We start from the raw sequence: 16,699 nt of genomic DNA on the forward strand, positions 1-16,699 counted from the left end.
CGCGACAGCCGTGCGAGCGCGGCCTTCGAGGGTGCCGGGGCGCGAGTGCTCAGACTGCCTCGCTGGGGACGGCTGCCCCGGCCGCTGCAGGCTCGCGTGGCGAGGGCGCTTCGGAAACGGCTGCCTCGCTCGGCAGGGCTGTCTCGGAAACGGCTGCCTGGGCACGCTCGACGATCGCCGCGAATGCTGCGGCATCGCTCACGGCGAGGTCCGCCAGATGCTTGCGGTCGACGGCCACGCCTGCGGCGTCGAGCCCGTGCATCAGACGGCTGTAGGTCGTGCCGTTCTGCCGGGCAGCGGCATTGATGCGCTGAATCCACAGTCGGCGGAACTCGCCCTTGCGGGCCCGGCGATCGCGGTACGCGTACTGCCCGCTGTGCATGACCTGCTCGTTGGCGGCCCGGTACGACCGGCTCTTGTTGCCGTAGTAGCCCTTGGCTTTGCGCAGCGTCGCCTTGCGACGAGTGCGGCTGGCTACAGAACGCTTGACTCTCGCCACGTTGCTTCGTCCTTGCTAGTCGGGGTTGGGCTGGTCGGGGTTGGGCTGGTCGGGGTCGGGCTGGTCGAGATTGGGCTGACTAGTGCCTGCTGGGGCGTCTAGCCAGTGCTGGACTGGGCTGGGGCTGTGCGGAACGGCTCAGCGGCCCAGCATCTGGTTGACTCGCTTCGCATCGGCCGGCGAGACCTCGCCTTCGAGCGCCAGACGCCGCTTGCGCGCCGACGACTTCTTCTCCAGCAGGTGATTGCGATTTCTCCTGCGACGCACCAGCTTGCCGGTGCCGGTGGTCTTGAAGCGCTTCTTGGCGCCGCTGTGGGTCTTCATCTTGGGCATGGTGCTGCTGCTCTGCTCGTGTACTCAATCGCTGGGCGAGTCTGCTGCTCTGCGGCGCTGGCGCGATACGCGGTCCGGGCTGAGCAGCATCGTCATGTTGCGCCCGTCCAGTCGGGGAAACTGATCGACCTTGCCCACGTCGGCGACCTCCTGCGCGATCCGTTCCAGGATCTGGCCGCCGAGCTCAGGATGGAAGACCTCGCGCCCCCGGAACATCACGGTGACTTTGACCTTGTGGCCTTCCTCGAGGAACTTGCTGACCTTGGCCGTCTTGGTGCCAAAGTCACCGGACCCGATCTTGGGCCGGTACTTCATCTCCTTGAGCCCCGCGTGCGTCGACTTGCGTCGCGATTCCTTTGCCCGCTGCGCCGCCTCGTACTTGTACTTGCCGTAGTCCATGATCCGGCAGACCGGCGGCGCCGCGTTCGGCGCAACCTCGACCAGGTCGAGGTCCAGGTTGCGGGCGATCTGCAAGGCCTCAGGAACCGATGTGATGCCGATCTGCTCGCCATCGGGTGAAACCAAGCGAACCTCGCGGACCCTGATGTCCTCGTTGATTCGGGCGTCACCGTCGCTTGCGCGTGCTATGGCCGTACTCGCTTGTCCAAAGGATGCTCCTCGTCCAGTCGGAGTGTGTTGTGTGCCCAGCACCGAAACTCGCCCTGCGGCGGTTCGGTGAGGGTCAGACCCCGCTTGCTTGCGTGGTGAGCGCCGTAGGGTAACAGAGCCGAAGCCGCCCAGCACAGCCTCACCTCCGACCCCATCGGCGGCCCCAGCAGTTCCCGGCGATGAGGCCGCAGCGTGGCGCCGGCGACGGCAGGACGAGCGAGGAGAGCGCCGATGAGCACGTTGTGGACGCCGGGGGGCGAACATCGAGTTCCTCGCGAGACGCCCGCTGGGCCGTCGCCGGACCGTTCCGACGGCACCGCCGGCGGTGCGAGCGCATCTGGCGCCGATGCGTCACGCACGGCCGACGACCCAGGCGGTTTCGGCGCGGCGTTCGACATCGACCCCGAGACCGGGTACCCCATCGATCCGCGCACCGGTGAGCCGTTCGACCCCGAAGAGCTGGCCGAGATGAACGATCGGCTGCGCGAGGCTCAAGAGCAGCTGGTGTCGGTTCCCTCTGCGGAGATCGTCCAGAACCACATGATGGGGCTGTTCGAGCTGGCTGCACTGCATCTGCGCAGGGATCCGCCCGACCTGGCCGAAGCCAAGCTGCCCATCGACGCACTCGGACTCCTGGTGGACCAATTGGCAGACGAGCTGCCCGCCGCAGACACGCTGCGAGGCGCACTGCAGCAGATTCGCCTCGCCTACGTCGAGGTTCACAAGCACCTCACCGCTGCCGAGTAGGCGCCGACCGCGTCAGGCTGTCGAACATGCCGGCGCAGCGAACCGCGGCGAGGTGACCGCTCGCGTGAACCTGCTGACGCATCACCTTGATACTGGAGGCTGAGTCGACTGGAGGCTGAGTCGACTGGAGGCTGAATCGACTGGAGGCTGAATCGCCGAACAGCCTGGCCGACTGGGGCGTGCCGGCATGCCGATATGTCGGTCAGACCCTTGCACTATGTCGGTCAGACCCTTGCACTCGTTCTTGCAGATGACCAGCAGCGACATCGCGGTCCGTGCCCACCACCGAGGCGCGACGGCCGGTGTCACACCCCTTGCGTACGGTTTCTTTCGTGACCGGCGACCGCGCCCGCAGCAGCGACCGCACTGGTGACCAGCAGGGCAACGGCCAGTCCGCGCCCTCAAGCGGTCCGAGCAACGCTGTGCCGCCGTACGAACCGGCCAGCAACGTCACGCCGAAGGTCGTGTCACACCCCTTGCCTAGGTTCATACCCATGACCAACGGTGAGTGCAACGGCCAGTCCGCACCCTCAAGCGGTCCGAGCAACGCTGCGCCGCCGTACGAACCCGCCAGCAACGTCACGCCGAAGGTCGTGTCACACCCCTTGCCTAGGTTCATATCCATGACCAACGGTGAGTGCAACGGCCAGTCCGCGCCCTCGAGCGGTCCGAGCAGCGCTGCGCCGCCGTACGAACCGGCCAGCAGCGTCACGCCGAAGGTCGTGTCGCACCCCTTGCCTAGGTTCGTGTCCATGACCAGCGGTGAGTGCAACGGAGCACGTGACGGCGGGTGCGCGGCGGCGGGTGTGGGGTCGGGCACGGCGGGTGTGCTGCCCGATGCGTGGCTGGGCGTCGAGGTGTCGGGGCTCAGCGACGCGGGGCTGCGGTCGCGGCTGAGGCAGGTCGGGCACGCTCGGTCGCAGCTGGCAGCAGTCGAGGCTGCGGCATTGAGCGAGATCGCCCGAAGGGACGGCGAAGCTGCCGCCGCGCACACGGCGGCGCATGTGCTGTCGGTGTCGGGCCGTGCGGCGCGCAGCGACGTCAAGAACGCAGCAGCGCTCGGCAGCCTGGATGCGACTCGTAAGGGTCTGGTGTCGGGCGCGGTGCCCGCGGGGCATGCGAACATGATCGTCCGCGCCGCGGGCGACGCGCCGATTGACGAGAAGTTTCTGGCCGAACGCGCGCAAATCGAAGGCCACGACGATTTCCGTCGCACCGTCACCCGTCACGTCTCGGACTGCAGCGGCGACGACGGCGCTTCACTGCTGGAGCGGCAGCGCCGTCAGCGCGAAGCGTGCGTGTTCACGAGCACTAAGACCGGCATGACGGTGCTCAACGGCCGGTTCGACCCGATCACCGGCGCCCGCATCGCGGCAGCAGTCAACGCCGCAACAGCACGCCTGCTACGCGATGAAGACCCTGATGCGCGTCTCACTCCGGCACAGCGCGCCGCCGACGCGGTCGCCAAGCTCCTGTGCGAGCCGGACGCGGCTCGTCCTGCGGGCACCTCGCTGATGCTCGTCGCCGACTACGACACCGTCAACCAACAGATTGCGAACGCACGGCTCGCGAACGGCACCCCGGTGCCGATTTCTGAGATCGCCAAGATCGCCGTCGATGCGGGCGTGCTGCCAGCGATCTTCGACAAGGCCACCGGCGAGCTGCGCATGGGCAGACGCCGCCGCTCCGCCACCGAGCTGCAGCGCAGCGCGCTCACCGTGCGCGACCAAGGCTGCGTCGGCTGTGGAGCAGCACCTGAGCTGTGTCGTGCGCATCACATCGTCGAATGGCAGCACGGCGGACACACCGACCTCGACAACCTCGTGTCGGTGTGCCACCGCTGCCACCACCACAACATCCACCACAACGGCTTCACCGTCCAACACAACCCCGACACCGGCCGCTACCAACTCCTGCCACCCACCAAACCCCAACCAGCCGCATCGCCGCCAGCCGAACGACCAGATGCTCGCGGCCCGCAGCAACCCGACACACCGTCACCGGCCAACACGCCGCCAGCCAACAGCTCATCAGCGAAACCAGCCCCAATAGTCGCTGCCAGTGCCGCCGGCAATCAGCCACCAGCCAAGCAGCCAAGCAGCCGCCGCACGAGCCGGACGGACGGCCCACAACCGACACCAGTACCACCGCGGGCACTACAACCCGAGCCCCGCCTGCATGAACTTGGGGCCGACAGGTCCTGAGCTGCCCCTACCCGGACCCCAGGGTCATCGATCGAAAGGGTCAGCGGCACGGCGTCCTTGACCCTGCCCCCGCACCGCTCCGGACTGATGCGCGAGCACGGCTCGCAACTCCGATGGCCGAAACCCTGCGGCCGGCCCGCCCGGACCGATGCTCGCACACCGCCCGGTCTGATTCTCGCTCCTGACCACCACGAGAACAGCCTCCCCCGCCACGCCCCGACCGAACTGCTGGCAGCGCAAGGTCATCGCGCCGAACCCGCCACGCCCCGAGTACGCCCGGACCGCGCGCCCAACCACAGTCCAAAGACCGGCAGGCCGCAAGCCTCCCCCGCCACGCCCCCAGTGCGGCCCGACCGAACTGCCGGCAGCGCAAGGTGTCATGTACAGAGACTGGTTCGCGAATGAGCTTGAGGTACCGTTGCCGGCCGTGCTCAAGCTCGTGCTGCCCAAGGGCTCGCTGGAGGAAGCAACCCTCCAGCTCTTCGCAGACGCCGACCTGCCTGTTCGCCGGGGATCCGCAGTGGACTATCGAGCCACGATCGACGATCCGCGCATCGATGACGTGCGCATCCTGCGCCCGCAGGAGATTCCCTCCTACGTGGCCGACGGCCTGTTCGACGTGGGCATCTCGGGACGGGACTGGATCGAGGAGACCAGCGCCGACGTGTTGCCGTTGGGAGAGCTGCGCTATTCCAAGGCCACGTCGCGGCCGGTGCGCATCGTCGTGGCGGTGCCCGCGCAGAGCGACTACCAGTCGCTGGGCGATCTGCCCGACGGCGTGCGCGTGTCCAGCGAATACCCCGAGCTCACCCGGCGCTTCTTCGCGGATCGAGGCGTAGTGGCCGATGTTCGGCTGAGCTACGGCGCCACTGAGGCCAAGGCCCCCGAGATCGTGGACGCAGTGGTGGACCTCACCGAGACTGGCCGGGCGCTGCATGCCGCGGGCCTGCGCATCATCGACGAGATACTCGTGAGCTACACCGAGATTTTCGCCAATCGCGCCGCCTACGGTGACCCGGCGAAGCGTCGGGCGATGACGCAAGTCAAGACCCTGCTCGACGGCGTGCTCGATGCGCGAGGCAAAGTGCTGGTGAAGCTGAATGTGACCCGCACGCATCTCGACGCGGTCGTCGGCGTGCTTCCCTCGATGAAGGCGCCGACCGTGAACGAGCTGTGGGGAGGCGAGGCCTACGCGGTCGAGACCGTTGCACCCAAGCACGAGATCAACGTGCTCATCCCCGAGCTGATCGAGCGGGGCGCAACCGACATCGTGGAGATGCCGATCTCCAAGATCATCCCCTAGCGACAGCGATGTCGTCCACTGTGTCGTCCACCAGGTCGTCCATGAGGTGGCCCATGCGCATCTTCTTGGTGCGCAGGTACGCTTGGTTGTGCGGGTTCGCACCCGCCGACGTCGGCACTCGCTCGGTGATCTCGAGTCCGTAGCCGGACAGTCCGCCGATCTTGTTCGGGTTGTTGGTGATGAGCCGCATCCGCTGAACGCCGAGCTCGGCCAGGATCTGCGCCCCGATGCCGTACTCCCGGCTGTCCACCGGCAGGCCGAGTTCGAGATTCGCGTCCACCGTGTCGCGACCGCGATCCTGCAACGAGTACGCGGCGATCTTGTGCCCGATGCCGATGCCACGGCCTTCGTGCCCGCGCAGGTAGACGAGCACGCCTGCGCCTGCCTCGGCGATGGCCTCCAGCGCAGCGTGCAGCTGTGCGCCGCAGTCGCAGCGCATCGAGGCCAGAATGTCGCCGGTCAGGCATTCGCTGTGGACGCGCACCAGTACCGGTTCGGCGCCCATGACCGCGCCGAAGGTGAGTGCCAAGTGCTCCGTGTCGTCGAAGTCGCGGAAGACGTGCCCGGTGAACTCGCCGTAGATGGTGGGAATGCGGGCTTGGGCAACCGGGTCCACCAAGCGTTCGTTGATCCGTCGGTAGCGAATCAGGTCGGCAATGGAGATCAGCAGCAGGTCGTGCTGCCGGCAGAACTGCACGAGGTGCGGCAGTCGAGCCATAGTGCCGTCGTCGTTGACGACCTCGCAGAGCACGCCGGCAGGCTGGCAGCCAGCCAGGCGGGCCAGGTCCACGGCGGCCTCGGTATGACCGGCCCGCTTGAGCACGCCGCCGGGACGGTAGCGCAGCGGCAGCACGTGGCCGGGACGGTTGAAGTCGTTGGCACCCGATGTCGGGTCAGCCAGGAGATTCAGCGTGTGCGCACGGTCCGCCGCGGAGATCCCCGTCGTCGTCCCCTCCGCCGCGTCCACGGTCACGGTGTACGCGGTGCGCATCGACTCGGTGTTGACCGAGACCATCAGCGGCAAGGCGAGTTCGTCGAGACGGTCCCCCACCAAGGGAGCGCAGATCACGCCGGAGGTGTAGCGCACGAAGAACGCCATGGTCTCGGGCGTGGCGTGCTCGGCCGCCATGATGAGGTCGCCTTCGTTCTCGCGGTCCTCGTCATCGACCACGACCACGATCTCGCCGCGGCCGATCGCGGCGATTGCGTCGGGAATGTCAGCGAACGGCGATGCCTCAGGCGTGTCGTTTGCCGCGGATCGGTCGGTCATGGAGGACTCAGTCATCGTCGGTTGCAGCCTCAGTGTGCCCCAGCAATCGCTCGACGTAACGGGCCAGCACGTCGACTTCGAGATTGACCACGTCGTCGGGCTGCACGGCGCCCAACGTGGTCATCGACATGGTGTGCGGGATGAGGGCCACGGAGAACTCGCAGCCTCCAGCCGCATCGTCGGCGATGTCGAAGCAGGTGAGGCTGACGCCGTCGAGCGTGACAGCGCCCTTCTCCACGATGTAGCGGCGCAAGGCGCCCGCGGGAGGCACGGCGACACGCAGGTCGGGAGCGGACTGCAGGATCGTCGCAACCCCGTCGACGTGTCCTTGCACGAGGTGACCGCCGAGCCGGTCCGCGTAGCGCAGCGACCGTTCGAGGTTGACCGGGTCGCCCGGCTGCAGCGAGCCCAGCGCCGTTCGGCGAGCTGTCTCCGCGCTGATGTCGGCCTCCCACCAGCCGTTGCCTACTTCGACGACGGTCAGGCAGCAGCCGTTCACGGCAATCGAGTCGTCGACCGCCGAGTCGCGCAGGGTGACCTCCGCACTGAACCGATATCGCGTCCCGATCCTGCAGGCGAAGCTGCCGAGTTCTTCGACGAGTCCGGTGAACATCGGGCGTCCTCTCGGGCCGGGCCGGTCTGGTCAGGCCAGTCTGGTCTGGCCGGTCTGGTCTGGCCGGTCTGGTCTGGCCGGTCTGGTCCGGCCGATCTGGTCAACTCAAGCCAGGCCACGTCAGCTCGCGCTCGCAGCGAGCGGATCGGCGCCGACGGTAGCGGGGCACGCTCCGCCCGAGTGCTGCGCGGGCTGGGCAGCGAGCCGATGGACCACGAGACGCACGTCGGGACCCACCCGGCGGACATCGGCGATCTGACCGCGCCAGAGTGCGTCCATGGTGCCCGCGCCGGCGCCCGCCATCAGCGGCCGCCCGTCATCGCCGCCCATGAGCGCCGGCGCCACGTACACGACGTACTCGTCCACGAGGCCGGCGCGGTGCAGGTCGCCTGCGACGCGAGCGCCGCCTTCGACCAGCAGTTCCACCACACCGTCGGCTGCGAGCCGGCACAGCACCTCCGGCAGCGGTCCGCCGAGTTCGACGCAAGGCCGTATCTCGGCGCGCGCAGGTGCCGTGCCGAGCACGTAGCGGCGCGGATCGAGGCGAGCAGCCGCACTCGGCGTGATCGGCAGACGGCAGGTCGGCTGTTGCCCGTCGCGCAGCGCGACCAGCGGTCGGCGGGGATCGTCGAGGGGCAGATCCCGGACCGTCAAGCGAGGGTTGTCAGCGCGCACCGTCCGTGCACCCACGAGCACCGCATCGCAGCGTGCGCGCAGCCCATGAGCGTCGGCACGTGCAGCCGTAGCAGTGATCCACTGCGACGAGCCGTCAGGCGCGCCGGTGCGTCCGTCGAGCGTGGAGGCCAGCTTGAGCACCACCCACGGCCGGCCGGCGCGGCGCTGGTGCAGGTAGGGGCGCAGCGAGGCTTCGACTTCGGAGGCGCCAACCCCGGCGACGACCTCGATGCCCGCTGCGCGCAGCGCCTCAATCCCCGTACCGGACACGTTGGGGTCCGGGTCAGCCGTGCCGATGACCACCCGCTCGACTCCTGCTGCGATGATCGTTTCGACGCACGGTGGCGTACGGCCCGTGTGCGAGCACGGCTCCAACGTGGTGAACAGGGTTGCCCCGGCTGGGTCTGCACCGCGAGCGCGGGCCGCCTCGAGCGCCACGATCTCGGCGTGACGGCCCGGCGGCGGCTGGGTGGCGCCGTCGAATGCTGCGCCGTCGCGGATCGACAGCACAGCGCCGACCCACGGGTTCGGCGCTGTGGTGCCGCGCACCAGTTCGCCCAACTCGACCGCACGCCGCATCAGCGCGCGGTCGGCATCGGCGGACATCAGTGCAGTCGTTGGCCGGCCAGCAGCGCCAAGGCGTGCGGCAGCACGTCGGCCACGGCACCGTAGCACTCGACGCATCCGGTGGTTGAGCCCGGCGCATTCAGCACGATCGTGTGTCCGATGATGCCCGCCACGCCACGCGACAGGCGGCCGAGCGGATTCGCCAGCCGCATGGCTTCGGCGAGTCCTGGCGCCTCGCGCTCCAGCACTGCACGTGTGCCCTCGGGCGTGAGGTCACGCTCGGTGAAGCCGGTGCCGCCCGTGGAGACGACGAGTCCTGCGAAGCCAGTCGACATTGCTCGCAGCGCCTCGGCCACGGAATCGACGCCGTCGGCCACCGCCCTGCGCTCGATCACGTCGTATCCGTCGGCGGCCAACGCTGCGGCGAGTGCATCGCCGCTGCGGTCCTCGCGGGTGCCTGCGATCACGCCGTCGGACACGGTCAGCACCTTCGCTGCTCGCCCGGCCGCCGGAGTCTCAGCCTCGATCACCGGGCGACAAGCGTTGTCATCGGGTGCGTGGGTGCATGGTGGGTGTGATGGGGCGCCGCTTGCGGTTCGTCCACTGTCGCACACTGTCGCAGATTACCGCTGGCCTCGATGCCCGGGCGCAACGTGGGCAGGGGCCTCCGTGCTCAACCTCCTCGCTCAAACAGTTGCGACGCCATTGCTGGACGCTGGGGGTGGGTGGCGTCGCAAAACTGCGCGCGGACACCCCTGCACACGCTCCGCCCTCGCAGCCCGTCGGTCGCAGGCGTCTTCGCGCAAGGCACGCAGACACGTGGCGGACAGCACCTCCACCGCAGCGATCCGCTTGACGAACTCAGCAATCAGCATACTCTTGGCATGTCTCGTGCCTGCTGAGCACTCGTGCCTGTTGAGGAGCTTGGGCAACCGTGACCGAGGCAGCCGCCTGAACCGACATCACGAGGTCGACCATGACAGCAATCAGCGAAGTGAGCCGGGTCGTCGTGTTCGACTTGGACACGGTCCGTGTCGTGCTGCACGTGCTGGCGATCACGGTGTGGATCGGCGGCCAGATCGTGGTGGGCGCGGTCGTGCCGGTCGTCGGCCGCGCCTACCCCGGATCCGGCAAGGTCGCAGCGAGAGCCTTCTCGCGGGTGGCGTGGCCGGCATTCGGCATCGCGGTCGCGACGGGGCTGTGGTCGATGCTTGCCATTCCCAGCGAGCAGACGAGCAGGGGCTGGTCCATGCTGCTCGGCATCAAGATGCTGCTCGTGCTGATCTCCGGCATCGGAGCACTGGTGCATCAAAACGCCGGCGACCACCCGGCCAAGCGAGGAATCGCGGCCGGCGTCTCGCTGCTGTGCGGCCTCACCGCGCTGCTCTTCGGCGTGATGCTCTAGCTCCGTCAGCAAATTCTCCGCTCACGCGCTTGACTGGCGCGACCTTGCTTGACGGGAGGGGCGTACTGATGACCGGATCCGGCTACCGCTGCTTCGAGGTGGAGGTGCGCGACCATGTCGCTCGTCTCACGATGAACCGGCCGGAGAAGGCGAACTCGATGATCGCACCGTTCTGGCGCGAACTCCCGGACCTGGTGGAGGACATCTCCGCCGGCACCGATGCCCGCGTCATCGTGCTCGCCGCGCAGGGCCGCCACTTCTGCTCAGGCATGGACCTGTCGGTGTTCGGCAATGCGGGCGGGCCCGACAACACCGCTCATGGCGGCCACGGCAGCCGCATGCGGGCGCAATTCCGGGCGACCGCACTGAGGCTGCAGCACAGCTTCAGCGTACTCGAGCACAGCCGGCTGCCGGTCATCGCCGCAATCCAAGGAGCGTGCGTCGGAGGCGGCATCGACATGGTCTCGGCCTGCGACCTGCGCTACGCGACCAACGACGCCTACTTCGTCATCCAAGAGATCAACATCGCCATGACCGCCGACGTGGGCACGCTGCAGCGCATGCCCAAGCTGATGCCGGAAGGCGTCGTGCGAGAATTGGCCTACACCGGACGCGCCATGAGCGCCCAGGAGGCCCTCGAACGAGGATTCGTGAACGCCGTGTACGAGGATCACGCCGCCATGACCGATGCGGTCGACGACGTGGCGCGCCAGATCGCAGCCAAGAGCCCTATGGCCATCTGGGGCACGAAGCAGTCCATGAACTACAGCCGCGACCACTCCGTGGCCGACGGCTTGGAGTACATCGCCACGTGGAACGCTGCGATGTTCGACACCGACGACATGGGCGAGGCCTTCGCTGCGCAGGTGGACCGGCGCGACCCGGATTTTGCTGACCATCGCCCGCTGCACCACGGCATCGGCACATGAGCACCGCGCGCACACGGCATCACGCAGCAGCGCAGTACACAGTGGGGCACGGCGCGCTGCGGCGCGACACACGGCGGCGCGGCGCATGACACAGCTCTCGCTGTTGCCGCTGGAGTGCGGCTGGCTGTCCACAGCGGCCGCATCGGTGATCGCTGATGCGCCCGGCCGTGTGCGCCTGCCCATCCCTAGCTGGCTGGTGCGCCACCCCAGCGGCACGACGTTGCTGTTCGACACCGGCATGCATCCCGCGGTGCAAGACGGCGTGGATGCTCGCTACCCGCGGCTGGCAAAGTCGTTCACTGCGGAGTACTCGGCGGGCGAGGAGGTCTCCGCGCGGCTGGAGGGCGCCGAGGTGGACCCGGCCGAGCTGGACGTGGTCGTGTTCAGCCACCTGCACTTCGACCACTGCGGCGGTACCGGGCTGCTGCCCAACGCCCGGCTGGTCTGCCAGCGCGCCGAGTGGGAATCCGGGCACCACCCCAAGCTGGTGGAGCACGAGGTGTACACGCCCGACGACTTCGACCTCGGGCACGACGTCCTGCTCATCGACGGCGAGCACGACGTCTTCGGCGACGGCTCGGTGACGTGCATTCCCACGCCGGGCCACACCGCAGGACACCAGTCGCTGCGCGTGGAACTGGACAGCGGGCCCGTCGTGCTGACCGGCGACTGCGTCTATTGGGAGGACGTGCTCGACCGGATGCTGCTGCCGCCGTTCGGCTTCGACCACGAGATGCAGCTGGCATCCATGCGCCGCTTGCAGTCGATGCGCGACGAGCAGGGCTGCCGCCTGCTGTACGGGCACGACGACCGCCAGTGGGCCACGCTGCCCCACGAGGGCATCGGCTTGAGGTGAGCCCTACGGTGTGACCCAAGGCGGGAACCGGAAGCTATTGGGCCAAGCTATTGGGCCCGGACTCGCTGAAGCGGAAGTCACTGCGCCCGGGCCTGCGGTTCGGCTTCAGGCAGGCCGCTCCAGTCGGTAGAACCGGCGCGCCGTGCCCGCGAACAAGTCCGCTCGTTCAGCAGCGGTGTAGCCCGCCTGGTCGCAGATTCGCTGGAAGGCGTTGAACAGCACGGTGTACGAACAGCCCTGCCGGTCCACCGGGAAATTGCTCTCGAACATGGCGCGGTCGGGGCCGAAGGTCTCGATGCAGTGGCGGATGTCGTCGCTCCAGGTCGCCGCGACATGCTCCGACGACGGAGCTTGGGCCAGTCGCTTGAAGCCGGCCCCGTAGATGCTCATGCCGATTCCGCCGACCTTGACGGAGACCTGCGGATGGCGGGCAAGCGCCTCCAGCGCCGGCCGGACCACGGCACGCACCTCGTCTCGGCGGTCCGTGTAGGGGCCGATTCCCAACGGGCCGCCGAGATGGTCGAGCACCACCGGCGTGTCGGGCACGGCGTGCGCTAGCTCGACCAGCTCGGCCACTTGCGGGTGGAACATCCACGCATCAAAGCTGAAGCCCATCCTGCCAAGCGTCGCGAAGCCCGCCCGGAAATCTCGGTCGGCCAGCAGCTGCGGCGGCGGCTTGGTGTGACTCTCGCGGATCTGGTCGCTGGCGTCCCAGGCGCTGGCGTGCCGGATGCCGCGGAACAGTCCCGCGCCGGCCTCGTCGTGCGCGGCGAGCACTTCCTCGACGGCAGCTCCGAGGGTGAGGTCGGCGAAGCTGACGATGGCCGAGATGGTCGCTCCGTCGGCGGTCGCGGAGATCTCGGCTTGCTCGCGAACGAACTCGGTCTCGCCGACGGGGCGCAAGTGCTCGGGTCCGCTGGTGCGGTACCCGGCTGCGCACTCCACGAAGACCGTCTGGGTGACGTGGTGACCGGCACCGGTATCGGCGTGGAGCTGGTGCACCAAGTAGGTGCCGGTCGGAAAGTCCCAGAGGTGATGATGCGGATCCACGATCTCCTCGCCGGGATCGATCGGCTGCTCGACGGTGGCGGCCAGCCATGCCTCTTTGTCTTGCGTGTCGTGGGTCATGTTCACTCCTGCGCAGCGGTGTCGAATCGGGTTTCCTGCGCGAGGCGAGCGCCGCGGCGCCACGACGCAACGTCGAGTGCCGCTCGGCCGGCGGGCTGCACCGTGCGCAATCGGATCAGACCGTCACCGGTGACGACAGCGTCGTCGACCAGTGTGCCCGGTACGGAACCGGGGGGCGACGGCGCCAGCGTGGCCTCCCGGATGACGAACCGCTGACTGCCCAAGGTGGTCCACGCACCGCCGACGCGGATCTGACGGTCGATGTGGACCGCGGGCTGCGTCCAGTCGATCCGTCGATCGGCCGGGGTCAGCTTGCCAGCGAAGGTGGGCTCGCCGGCTTGCGGCTGCGGCGTGCCCAGACCGTCGGTGAGCGATGCCGCGAGGCGCTGCGCGCCCTCGTGTGCCAACCGGCGGCGCAAGCTCGCTGCGGTGTCCGTTGCTCCGATGGGCACCTCGTGGCGCCAGTACACCGGACCCGTGTCGAGCGTCACCTCCAGCGCCATGAGCGACACGCCCGTGCGGTCGTCACCGGCCAGCAGCGCCGATTCCACGGGTGCCGCGCCGCGCCAGCGCGGCAGCAGCGAGAAGTGCAGGTTGAGCATGGGGGTGACAGCGAGCAGCTCGCCGCTGATCAGCCGTCCGTAGGCCACCACGACGGCGCAGTCGGCGTCGCAGTCCCCGAGGTCCGTCGGATCGTGGCTGACCGACAAGCCCAGCTCCGCAGCGACGGCGGCCACCGGACTCGGCGTGGGGAGGCCGCGGCGGCTTCGGCGACGCGGCTCGCCGGTGACGACCACAGGCACCTCGCGGTCCGCCTCGACGAGTGCGCGCAGCGCAGGCACCGCATCGGCAGGCGTGCCGGCGAAGGCGACGCGGCGCGGCCGCGGCGGAACCGTCGGCAACGACCCCTGCGTGGGGGCCGGCGACGCCACGGCTCGATCTGCTCGCTGGATCAGCCGCTAGTGCCGGCGGCGGCGCTGTGGCCGGCCGGCGAGATGCTGCCGTTCGTCGGTGGGCTGCCGGCAGCCGACTGGCGCTGTCGGCGCCAGTCCCGCAGTGCCGCCTTGCGCTCGGTCCGCTCCAGATGATCGACCAGCAGCACGCCGTCGAGATGGTCCAGTTCATGCTGGAACAGGCGCGCTGCCAACTCGTCGGCTTCGATGCTGACCTCGTTGCCGTCGAGATCCAAGCCGACGATGTGGACCTGCTTGGGTCGCACGATGTCGAACGCCATCCCCGGCACCGACAAGCAGCCTTCGGTGAAGGTCCATTCGCCATCGCTCTCCACGATCTCGGGATTGACGAGCGTCTGGGGTCCGTCGCCCTCGTCGAGGTCGAATACGAACAGGCGCAGCTGAACGCCGACTTGGGGCGCCGCCAACCCGATGCCTTCGGCCCCGTACATGGCAGGCAGCATGTCCTCGACGATGCGTGCCACGCGACCGTCGATGTCGGTGACCTCGTTGGCACGCCGGCGCAGCACCGGATCGCCCATCAGCCTGATCTCGAAGGCGCCTGCCATGCGTCTGCGAGGCTATCTGCGTACGTGAGGCTGCGTAATTGAGGCTGCGCAATTGAGGTCGGGTCGCTCACGCCCGCATCGGGTCGACCGCTACCCGCAGCCGACCCGACGGTCGCGGCATCCGCGCCAGTGCGTCGAGCAGGGCCTCGCGCCGGCGGCTGCGAAGCCTCCAAGTGCTTCCCGCTGATCCGGAGGCGGCTTCGGCGACGTCGATCTCGCCAGATGCGTCGTGCTCGGACACGCGCTCGACGTAGGCGCCCGCTGCCGCGCCGGAGATCAGCGCCCAGGTGGACGCCGGGGGCAGCGCCATGGCCTCGCGGCGCGCTGTCTCTGCTCGGGCCCAGGCGGTCGGGTCCGCCTCGACTGCTGCGCGCAGCACCGGATGGTCCGCCAGGCGTGTCTGCACCAGGATGTGGCCGCCGTGGCTGCGCGGGCCGAGCAGTCGGGCGGCGCGCACGAGCAGTGCGTATGCCTCTTCGCCGGCGCGGTAGCGCGGCGCGGTGAGCTCTTGGTCGAAGTCCACGAAGGCGACCACGTCCGCGGACGGCACGCGGTGCAGCACCGCCTCGGTTCCGATGTACAGCGGCGCCTTGGAGGCGCTCTGTCTAGGCCCCCCGACGACAGGCAACGGCGCATCTCCCACCACCTGGACGACCGGGCGACGGGCCAGCCGCTCCATTTCGTCGGCGACGCCCTTCACCCCGACGCGAGCGCGGCGGAACTTCATGGCGCCGCACGCTTCGCACACCGCTGGGCGCACCTCGCCGCTGTCGGGATCCACAAACTGCTGGGCTTCGAGCCGCAGCGGTCGCCCCGTGCTGGGCGCGCAGGCCAGCTCGCCACAGGAGGCGCAGTAGGCCAGCCTGGCCCGACCGGTGCGATTGAGCACGCAGACCACGGTGCGACCGCTGCGCAGCACCTCGCCGAGCGCCTCGCCGCACCACTCGCCGGTGGCAGGGTCGTCCAGACGCCGGTCGGCAATCGCCACCCGTGGCCACGATTCGCGCTCGCAGGCTCTCGGAGCTGCGACGACCCGGCCGAGGCCTTCGGTGCCGCCCGCACCGGCCAAGCGCAGCGCGTCGGGCGACGGCATGGCGCCGACCAGCAGGCACGAGGCGCCGTCGCGCCGGGCGCGTTCGGCTGCGACGTCTCGGGCGTTCCAGGTCGGCGCCGCCTCGGACTGGTAGGCCTCGTCGTGCTCGTCGAGCACGAGCACGGTGTCCAGACGACTGCACGGTGCCCAAACTGCGGCGCGAGCGCCCACCACGGCCTGCGCGGACACCGCCGCGGCCCACTCGCGTGGCATCAGCGCCGTAGCGACGCCGGCGCGCCGCAGCCGGCCGGCCAACCGTGCTGCCCACGCCGCCGTCGGCGTCAGCACCAGCAGACGCCCTCGCCGCAGCGCCTCCGCGACGAGCGGCCAGGCGTCTGCGCACGGACCGAGGCGCACCGCGGCCGGCTTCGTCGCGCCGCGGGCGAACGCCGCTGCGACCCACGCCGTGTCGGGCCCGGTGCCGTCGTCGGCGTGCGGACCTTCGCGCGGTCCCGACACCGGGTTGGCTGGATTGGCTGGGCTGGCTGAGTGAGCTGGGTTGGCTGGCCGTGCGAGGTCGGTGCGGGCAAGGTCGGTGCGGGCGAGATCTTGGCGGGCAAGACCGGTGTCGGGCACGCCCGCCACCACTCGATCGGCGCTGGCGGTGCGCAGGAAGTGCACCCAGGTTCCGGCCCAGCGCCAAGCCGCCCAGCGCGCCAGTTCGACGACATGGGGCGGCGGCCCTACGCCGACCACCGAGCTGATGGCCGCCAGCTCCCGACTGCCGAGCGTCGGCGCATCGAGTTCGGTCACCCAGCCGCGCAGGCGGCGACGGTTGAGCATCACCCGCACCACCATGCCCACGCGCACTGGCACGCGACCCGATGCCAGCTCGGCAGGCAGCAGGTAGGTGAATTCTCGGTCGATGGCCGGCTCGTCGACCAGCACCCGCACCGCCTGTGGCATCGCCGCAGTCTGCCCCGCAGCCGGCGGCCGCGGCCCACCC

At 69.2% G+C, this 16,699-nt stretch carries 18 protein-coding genes; 6 read left to right on the forward strand and 12 right to left on the reverse strand.

All coding sequences use genetic code 11. The features are described 5' to 3' along the window. Positions 1 to 49: 49 nt before the first annotated feature. The 3 genes from rplT to infC all read right to left on the reverse strand — a co-directional run bounded on the left by rplT (position 50) and on the right by infC (position 1,420). Positions 50 to 499: a 50S ribosomal protein L20 gene (gene rplT, locus ACOGI4_RS10470; RefSeq protein ID WP_419841613.1), complete on the reverse strand. Its 450-nt coding sequence runs from the start codon at positions 497 to 499 to the stop codon at positions 50 to 52. Positions 500 to 637: 138 nt separating this feature from the next. Then, positions 638 to 832: a 50S ribosomal protein L35 gene (gene rpmI / locus ACOGI4_RS10475; protein WP_419841614.1), complete on the reverse strand. Its 195-nt coding sequence runs from the start codon at positions 830 to 832 to the stop codon at positions 638 to 640. A gap of 24 nt (positions 833 to 856) precedes the next feature. Further along, positions 857 to 1,420, reverse strand: a complete 564-nt coding sequence (infC, locus tag ACOGI4_RS10480; RefSeq protein WP_419843132.1) for a translation initiation factor IF-3 — start codon at positions 1,418 to 1,420, stop codon at positions 857 to 859. A gap of 252 nt (positions 1,421 to 1,672) precedes the next feature. Here infC and ACOGI4_RS10485 point away from each other — a divergent pair, with 252 nt between their 5' ends. Further along, positions 1,673 to 2,188, forward strand: a complete 516-nt coding sequence (locus ACOGI4_RS10485) for a hypothetical protein (protein ID WP_419841615.1) — start codon at positions 1,673 to 1,675, stop codon at positions 2,186 to 2,188. Positions 2,189 to 2,390: 202 nt separating this feature from the next. Here ACOGI4_RS10485 and ACOGI4_RS10490 read toward each other — a convergent pair whose 3' ends face one another. Beyond that, positions 2,391 to 2,942 (reverse strand): hypothetical protein, encoded by a 552-nt coding sequence (locus tag ACOGI4_RS10490; protein WP_419841616.1) that lies wholly within the window; start codon positions 2,940 to 2,942, stop codon positions 2,391 to 2,393. Between ACOGI4_RS10490 and ACOGI4_RS10495 the strand changes: the two genes are divergently transcribed. Both ACOGI4_RS10495 and hisG read left to right on the forward strand, forming a co-directional pair. Continuing rightward, on the forward strand, positions 2,941 to 4,392 hold the full coding sequence (locus ACOGI4_RS10495; RefSeq protein ID WP_419841617.1) for an HNH endonuclease: 1,452 nt from the start codon (positions 2,941 to 2,943) through the stop codon (positions 4,390 to 4,392). The two genes, ACOGI4_RS10490 and ACOGI4_RS10495, sit on opposite strands and share 2 nt — an antisense overlap. A 427-nt stretch (positions 4,393 to 4,819) precedes the next feature. Beyond that, entirely contained in the window at positions 4,820 to 5,695 is an 876-nt protein-coding gene (gene hisG / locus ACOGI4_RS10500) for an ATP phosphoribosyltransferase (RefSeq protein ID WP_419843133.1), read from the forward strand. Here hisG and ACOGI4_RS10505 read toward each other — a convergent pair. The 4 genes from ACOGI4_RS10505 to ACOGI4_RS10520 form a co-directional block, all read right to left on the reverse strand. Next, positions 5,685 to 6,965 (reverse strand): bifunctional 3,4-dihydroxy-2-butanone-4-phosphate synthase/GTP cyclohydrolase II, encoded by a 1,281-nt coding sequence (locus tag ACOGI4_RS10505; RefSeq protein ID WP_419841618.1) that lies wholly within the window; start codon positions 6,963 to 6,965, stop codon positions 5,685 to 5,687. The two genes, hisG and ACOGI4_RS10505, sit on opposite strands and share 11 nt — an antisense overlap. Positions 6,966 to 6,972: 7 nt before the next feature. After that, complete coding sequence (locus tag ACOGI4_RS10510; RefSeq protein WP_419841619.1) at positions 6,973 to 7,578, reverse strand: riboflavin synthase; 606 nt, start codon at positions 7,576 to 7,578, stop codon at positions 6,973 to 6,975. Positions 7,579 to 7,698: 120 nt separating this feature from the next. After that, complete coding sequence (gene ribD / locus ACOGI4_RS10515) at positions 7,699 to 8,859, reverse strand: bifunctional diaminohydroxyphosphoribosylaminopyrimidine deaminase/5-amino-6-(5-phosphoribosylamino)uracil reductase RibD (RefSeq protein ID WP_419841620.1); 1,161 nt, start codon at positions 8,857 to 8,859, stop codon at positions 7,699 to 7,701. Continuing rightward, positions 8,859 to 9,350 carry a MogA/MoaB family molybdenum cofactor biosynthesis protein gene (locus tag ACOGI4_RS10520; protein WP_419841621.1) on the reverse strand — a complete coding sequence of 164 codons (492 nt, stop codon included), beginning with the start codon at positions 9,348 to 9,350 and terminating at the stop codon, positions 8,859 to 8,861. Before ACOGI4_RS10520 ends, ribD begins: the two co-directional genes overlap by 1 nt. 446 nt (positions 9,351 to 9,796) lie before the next feature. On the opposite strand from ACOGI4_RS10520, the gene ACOGI4_RS10525 reads away from it, so the two are divergent. The 3 genes from ACOGI4_RS10525 (at position 9,797) to ACOGI4_RS10535 (ending at position 12,010) form a co-directional block, all read left to right on the forward strand. Then, positions 9,797 to 10,225 carry a hypothetical protein gene (locus ACOGI4_RS10525; RefSeq protein ID WP_419841622.1) on the forward strand — a complete coding sequence of 143 codons (429 nt, stop codon included), beginning with the start codon at positions 9,797 to 9,799 and terminating at the stop codon, positions 10,223 to 10,225. A gap of 68 nt (positions 10,226 to 10,293) precedes the next feature. Next, positions 10,294 to 11,154, forward strand: a complete 861-nt coding sequence (locus ACOGI4_RS10530; protein ID WP_419841623.1) for a crotonase/enoyl-CoA hydratase family protein — start codon at positions 10,294 to 10,296, stop codon at positions 11,152 to 11,154. Positions 11,155 to 11,239: 85 nt separating this feature from the next. Then, the gene (locus ACOGI4_RS10535) at positions 11,240 to 12,010 is read left to right on the forward strand and encodes an N-acyl homoserine lactonase family protein (RefSeq protein WP_419841624.1); all 771 of its coding nucleotides are present in this window, start codon (positions 11,240 to 11,242) and stop codon (positions 12,008 to 12,010) included. A gap of 105 nt (positions 12,011 to 12,115) precedes the next feature. On the opposite strand, the gene ACOGI4_RS10540 is transcribed toward ACOGI4_RS10535, so the two are convergent. The 4 genes from ACOGI4_RS10540 to ACOGI4_RS10555 all read right to left on the reverse strand — a co-directional run bounded on the left by ACOGI4_RS10540 (position 12,116) and on the right by ACOGI4_RS10555 (position 16,659). Next, positions 12,116 to 13,138, reverse strand: a complete 1,023-nt coding sequence (locus ACOGI4_RS10540; protein WP_419841625.1) for an amidohydrolase family protein — start codon at positions 13,136 to 13,138, stop codon at positions 12,116 to 12,118. A gap of 2 nt (positions 13,139 to 13,140) precedes the next feature. Next, positions 13,141 to 14,070: a methionyl-tRNA formyltransferase gene (locus ACOGI4_RS10545; protein ID WP_419841626.1), complete on the reverse strand. Its 930-nt coding sequence runs from the start codon at positions 14,068 to 14,070 to the stop codon at positions 13,141 to 13,143. 20 nt (positions 14,071 to 14,090) lie between these two features. After that, positions 14,091 to 14,660, reverse strand: coding sequence for a peptide deformylase (gene def, locus ACOGI4_RS10550; RefSeq protein WP_419841627.1), 570 nt, complete (start codon positions 14,658 to 14,660; stop codon positions 14,091 to 14,093). A gap of 67 nt (positions 14,661 to 14,727) precedes the next feature. Further along, the gene (locus ACOGI4_RS10555) at positions 14,728 to 16,659 is read right to left on the reverse strand and encodes a hypothetical protein (protein WP_419841628.1); all 1,932 of its coding nucleotides are present in this window, start codon (positions 16,657 to 16,659) and stop codon (positions 14,728 to 14,730) included. Positions 16,660 to 16,699 lie beyond the last annotated feature (40 nt).

The organism is Candidatus Poriferisodalis sp. (genome assembly GCF_965205175.1).
Taxonomy (GTDB): domain Bacteria; phylum Actinomycetota; class Acidimicrobiia; order Acidimicrobiales; family Poriferisodalaceae; genus Poriferisodalis.

Coding starts and splice junctions, on each gene's coding strand:
- rpmI (WP_419841614.1), bottom strand. CDS start 832: ATGCCCAAGATGAAGACCCACAGCGGCGCCAAGAAGCGCTTCAAGACC.
- ACOGI4_RS10485 (WP_419841615.1), top strand. CDS start 1,673: ATGAGCACGTTGTGGACGCCGGGGGGCGAACATCGAGTTCCTCGCGAG.
- ACOGI4_RS10495 (WP_419841617.1), top strand. CDS start 2,941: ATGACCAGCGGTGAGTGCAACGGAGCACGTGACGGCGGGTGCGCGGCG.
- ACOGI4_RS10490 (WP_419841616.1), bottom strand. CDS start 2,942: ATGGACACGAACCTAGGCAAGGGGTGCGACACGACCTTCGGCGTGACG.
- ACOGI4_RS10505 (WP_419841618.1), bottom strand. CDS start 6,965: ATGACCGACCGATCCGCGGCAAACGACACGCCTGAGGCATCGCCGTTC.
- ACOGI4_RS10510 (WP_419841619.1), bottom strand. CDS start 7,578: ATGTTCACCGGACTCGTCGAAGAACTCGGCAGCTTCGCCTGCAGGATC.
- ribD (WP_419841620.1), bottom strand. CDS start 8,859: ATGTCCGCCGATGCCGACCGCGCGCTGATGCGGCGTGCGGTCGAGTTG.
- ACOGI4_RS10525 (WP_419841622.1), top strand. CDS start 9,797: ATGACAGCAATCAGCGAAGTGAGCCGGGTCGTCGTGTTCGACTTGGAC.
- ACOGI4_RS10530 (WP_419841623.1), top strand. CDS start 10,294: ATGACCGGATCCGGCTACCGCTGCTTCGAGGTGGAGGTGCGCGACCAT.
- ACOGI4_RS10535 (WP_419841624.1), top strand. CDS start 11,240: ATGACACAGCTCTCGCTGTTGCCGCTGGAGTGCGGCTGGCTGTCCACA.
- ACOGI4_RS10540 (WP_419841625.1), bottom strand. CDS start 13,138: ATGACCCACGACACGCAAGACAAAGAGGCATGGCTGGCCGCCACCGTC.
- def (WP_419841627.1), bottom strand. CDS start 14,660: ATGGCAGGCGCCTTCGAGATCAGGCTGATGGGCGATCCGGTGCTGCGC.
- ACOGI4_RS10555 (WP_419841628.1), bottom strand. CDS start 16,659: ATGCCACAGGCGGTGCGGGTGCTGGTCGACGAGCCGGCCATCGACCGA.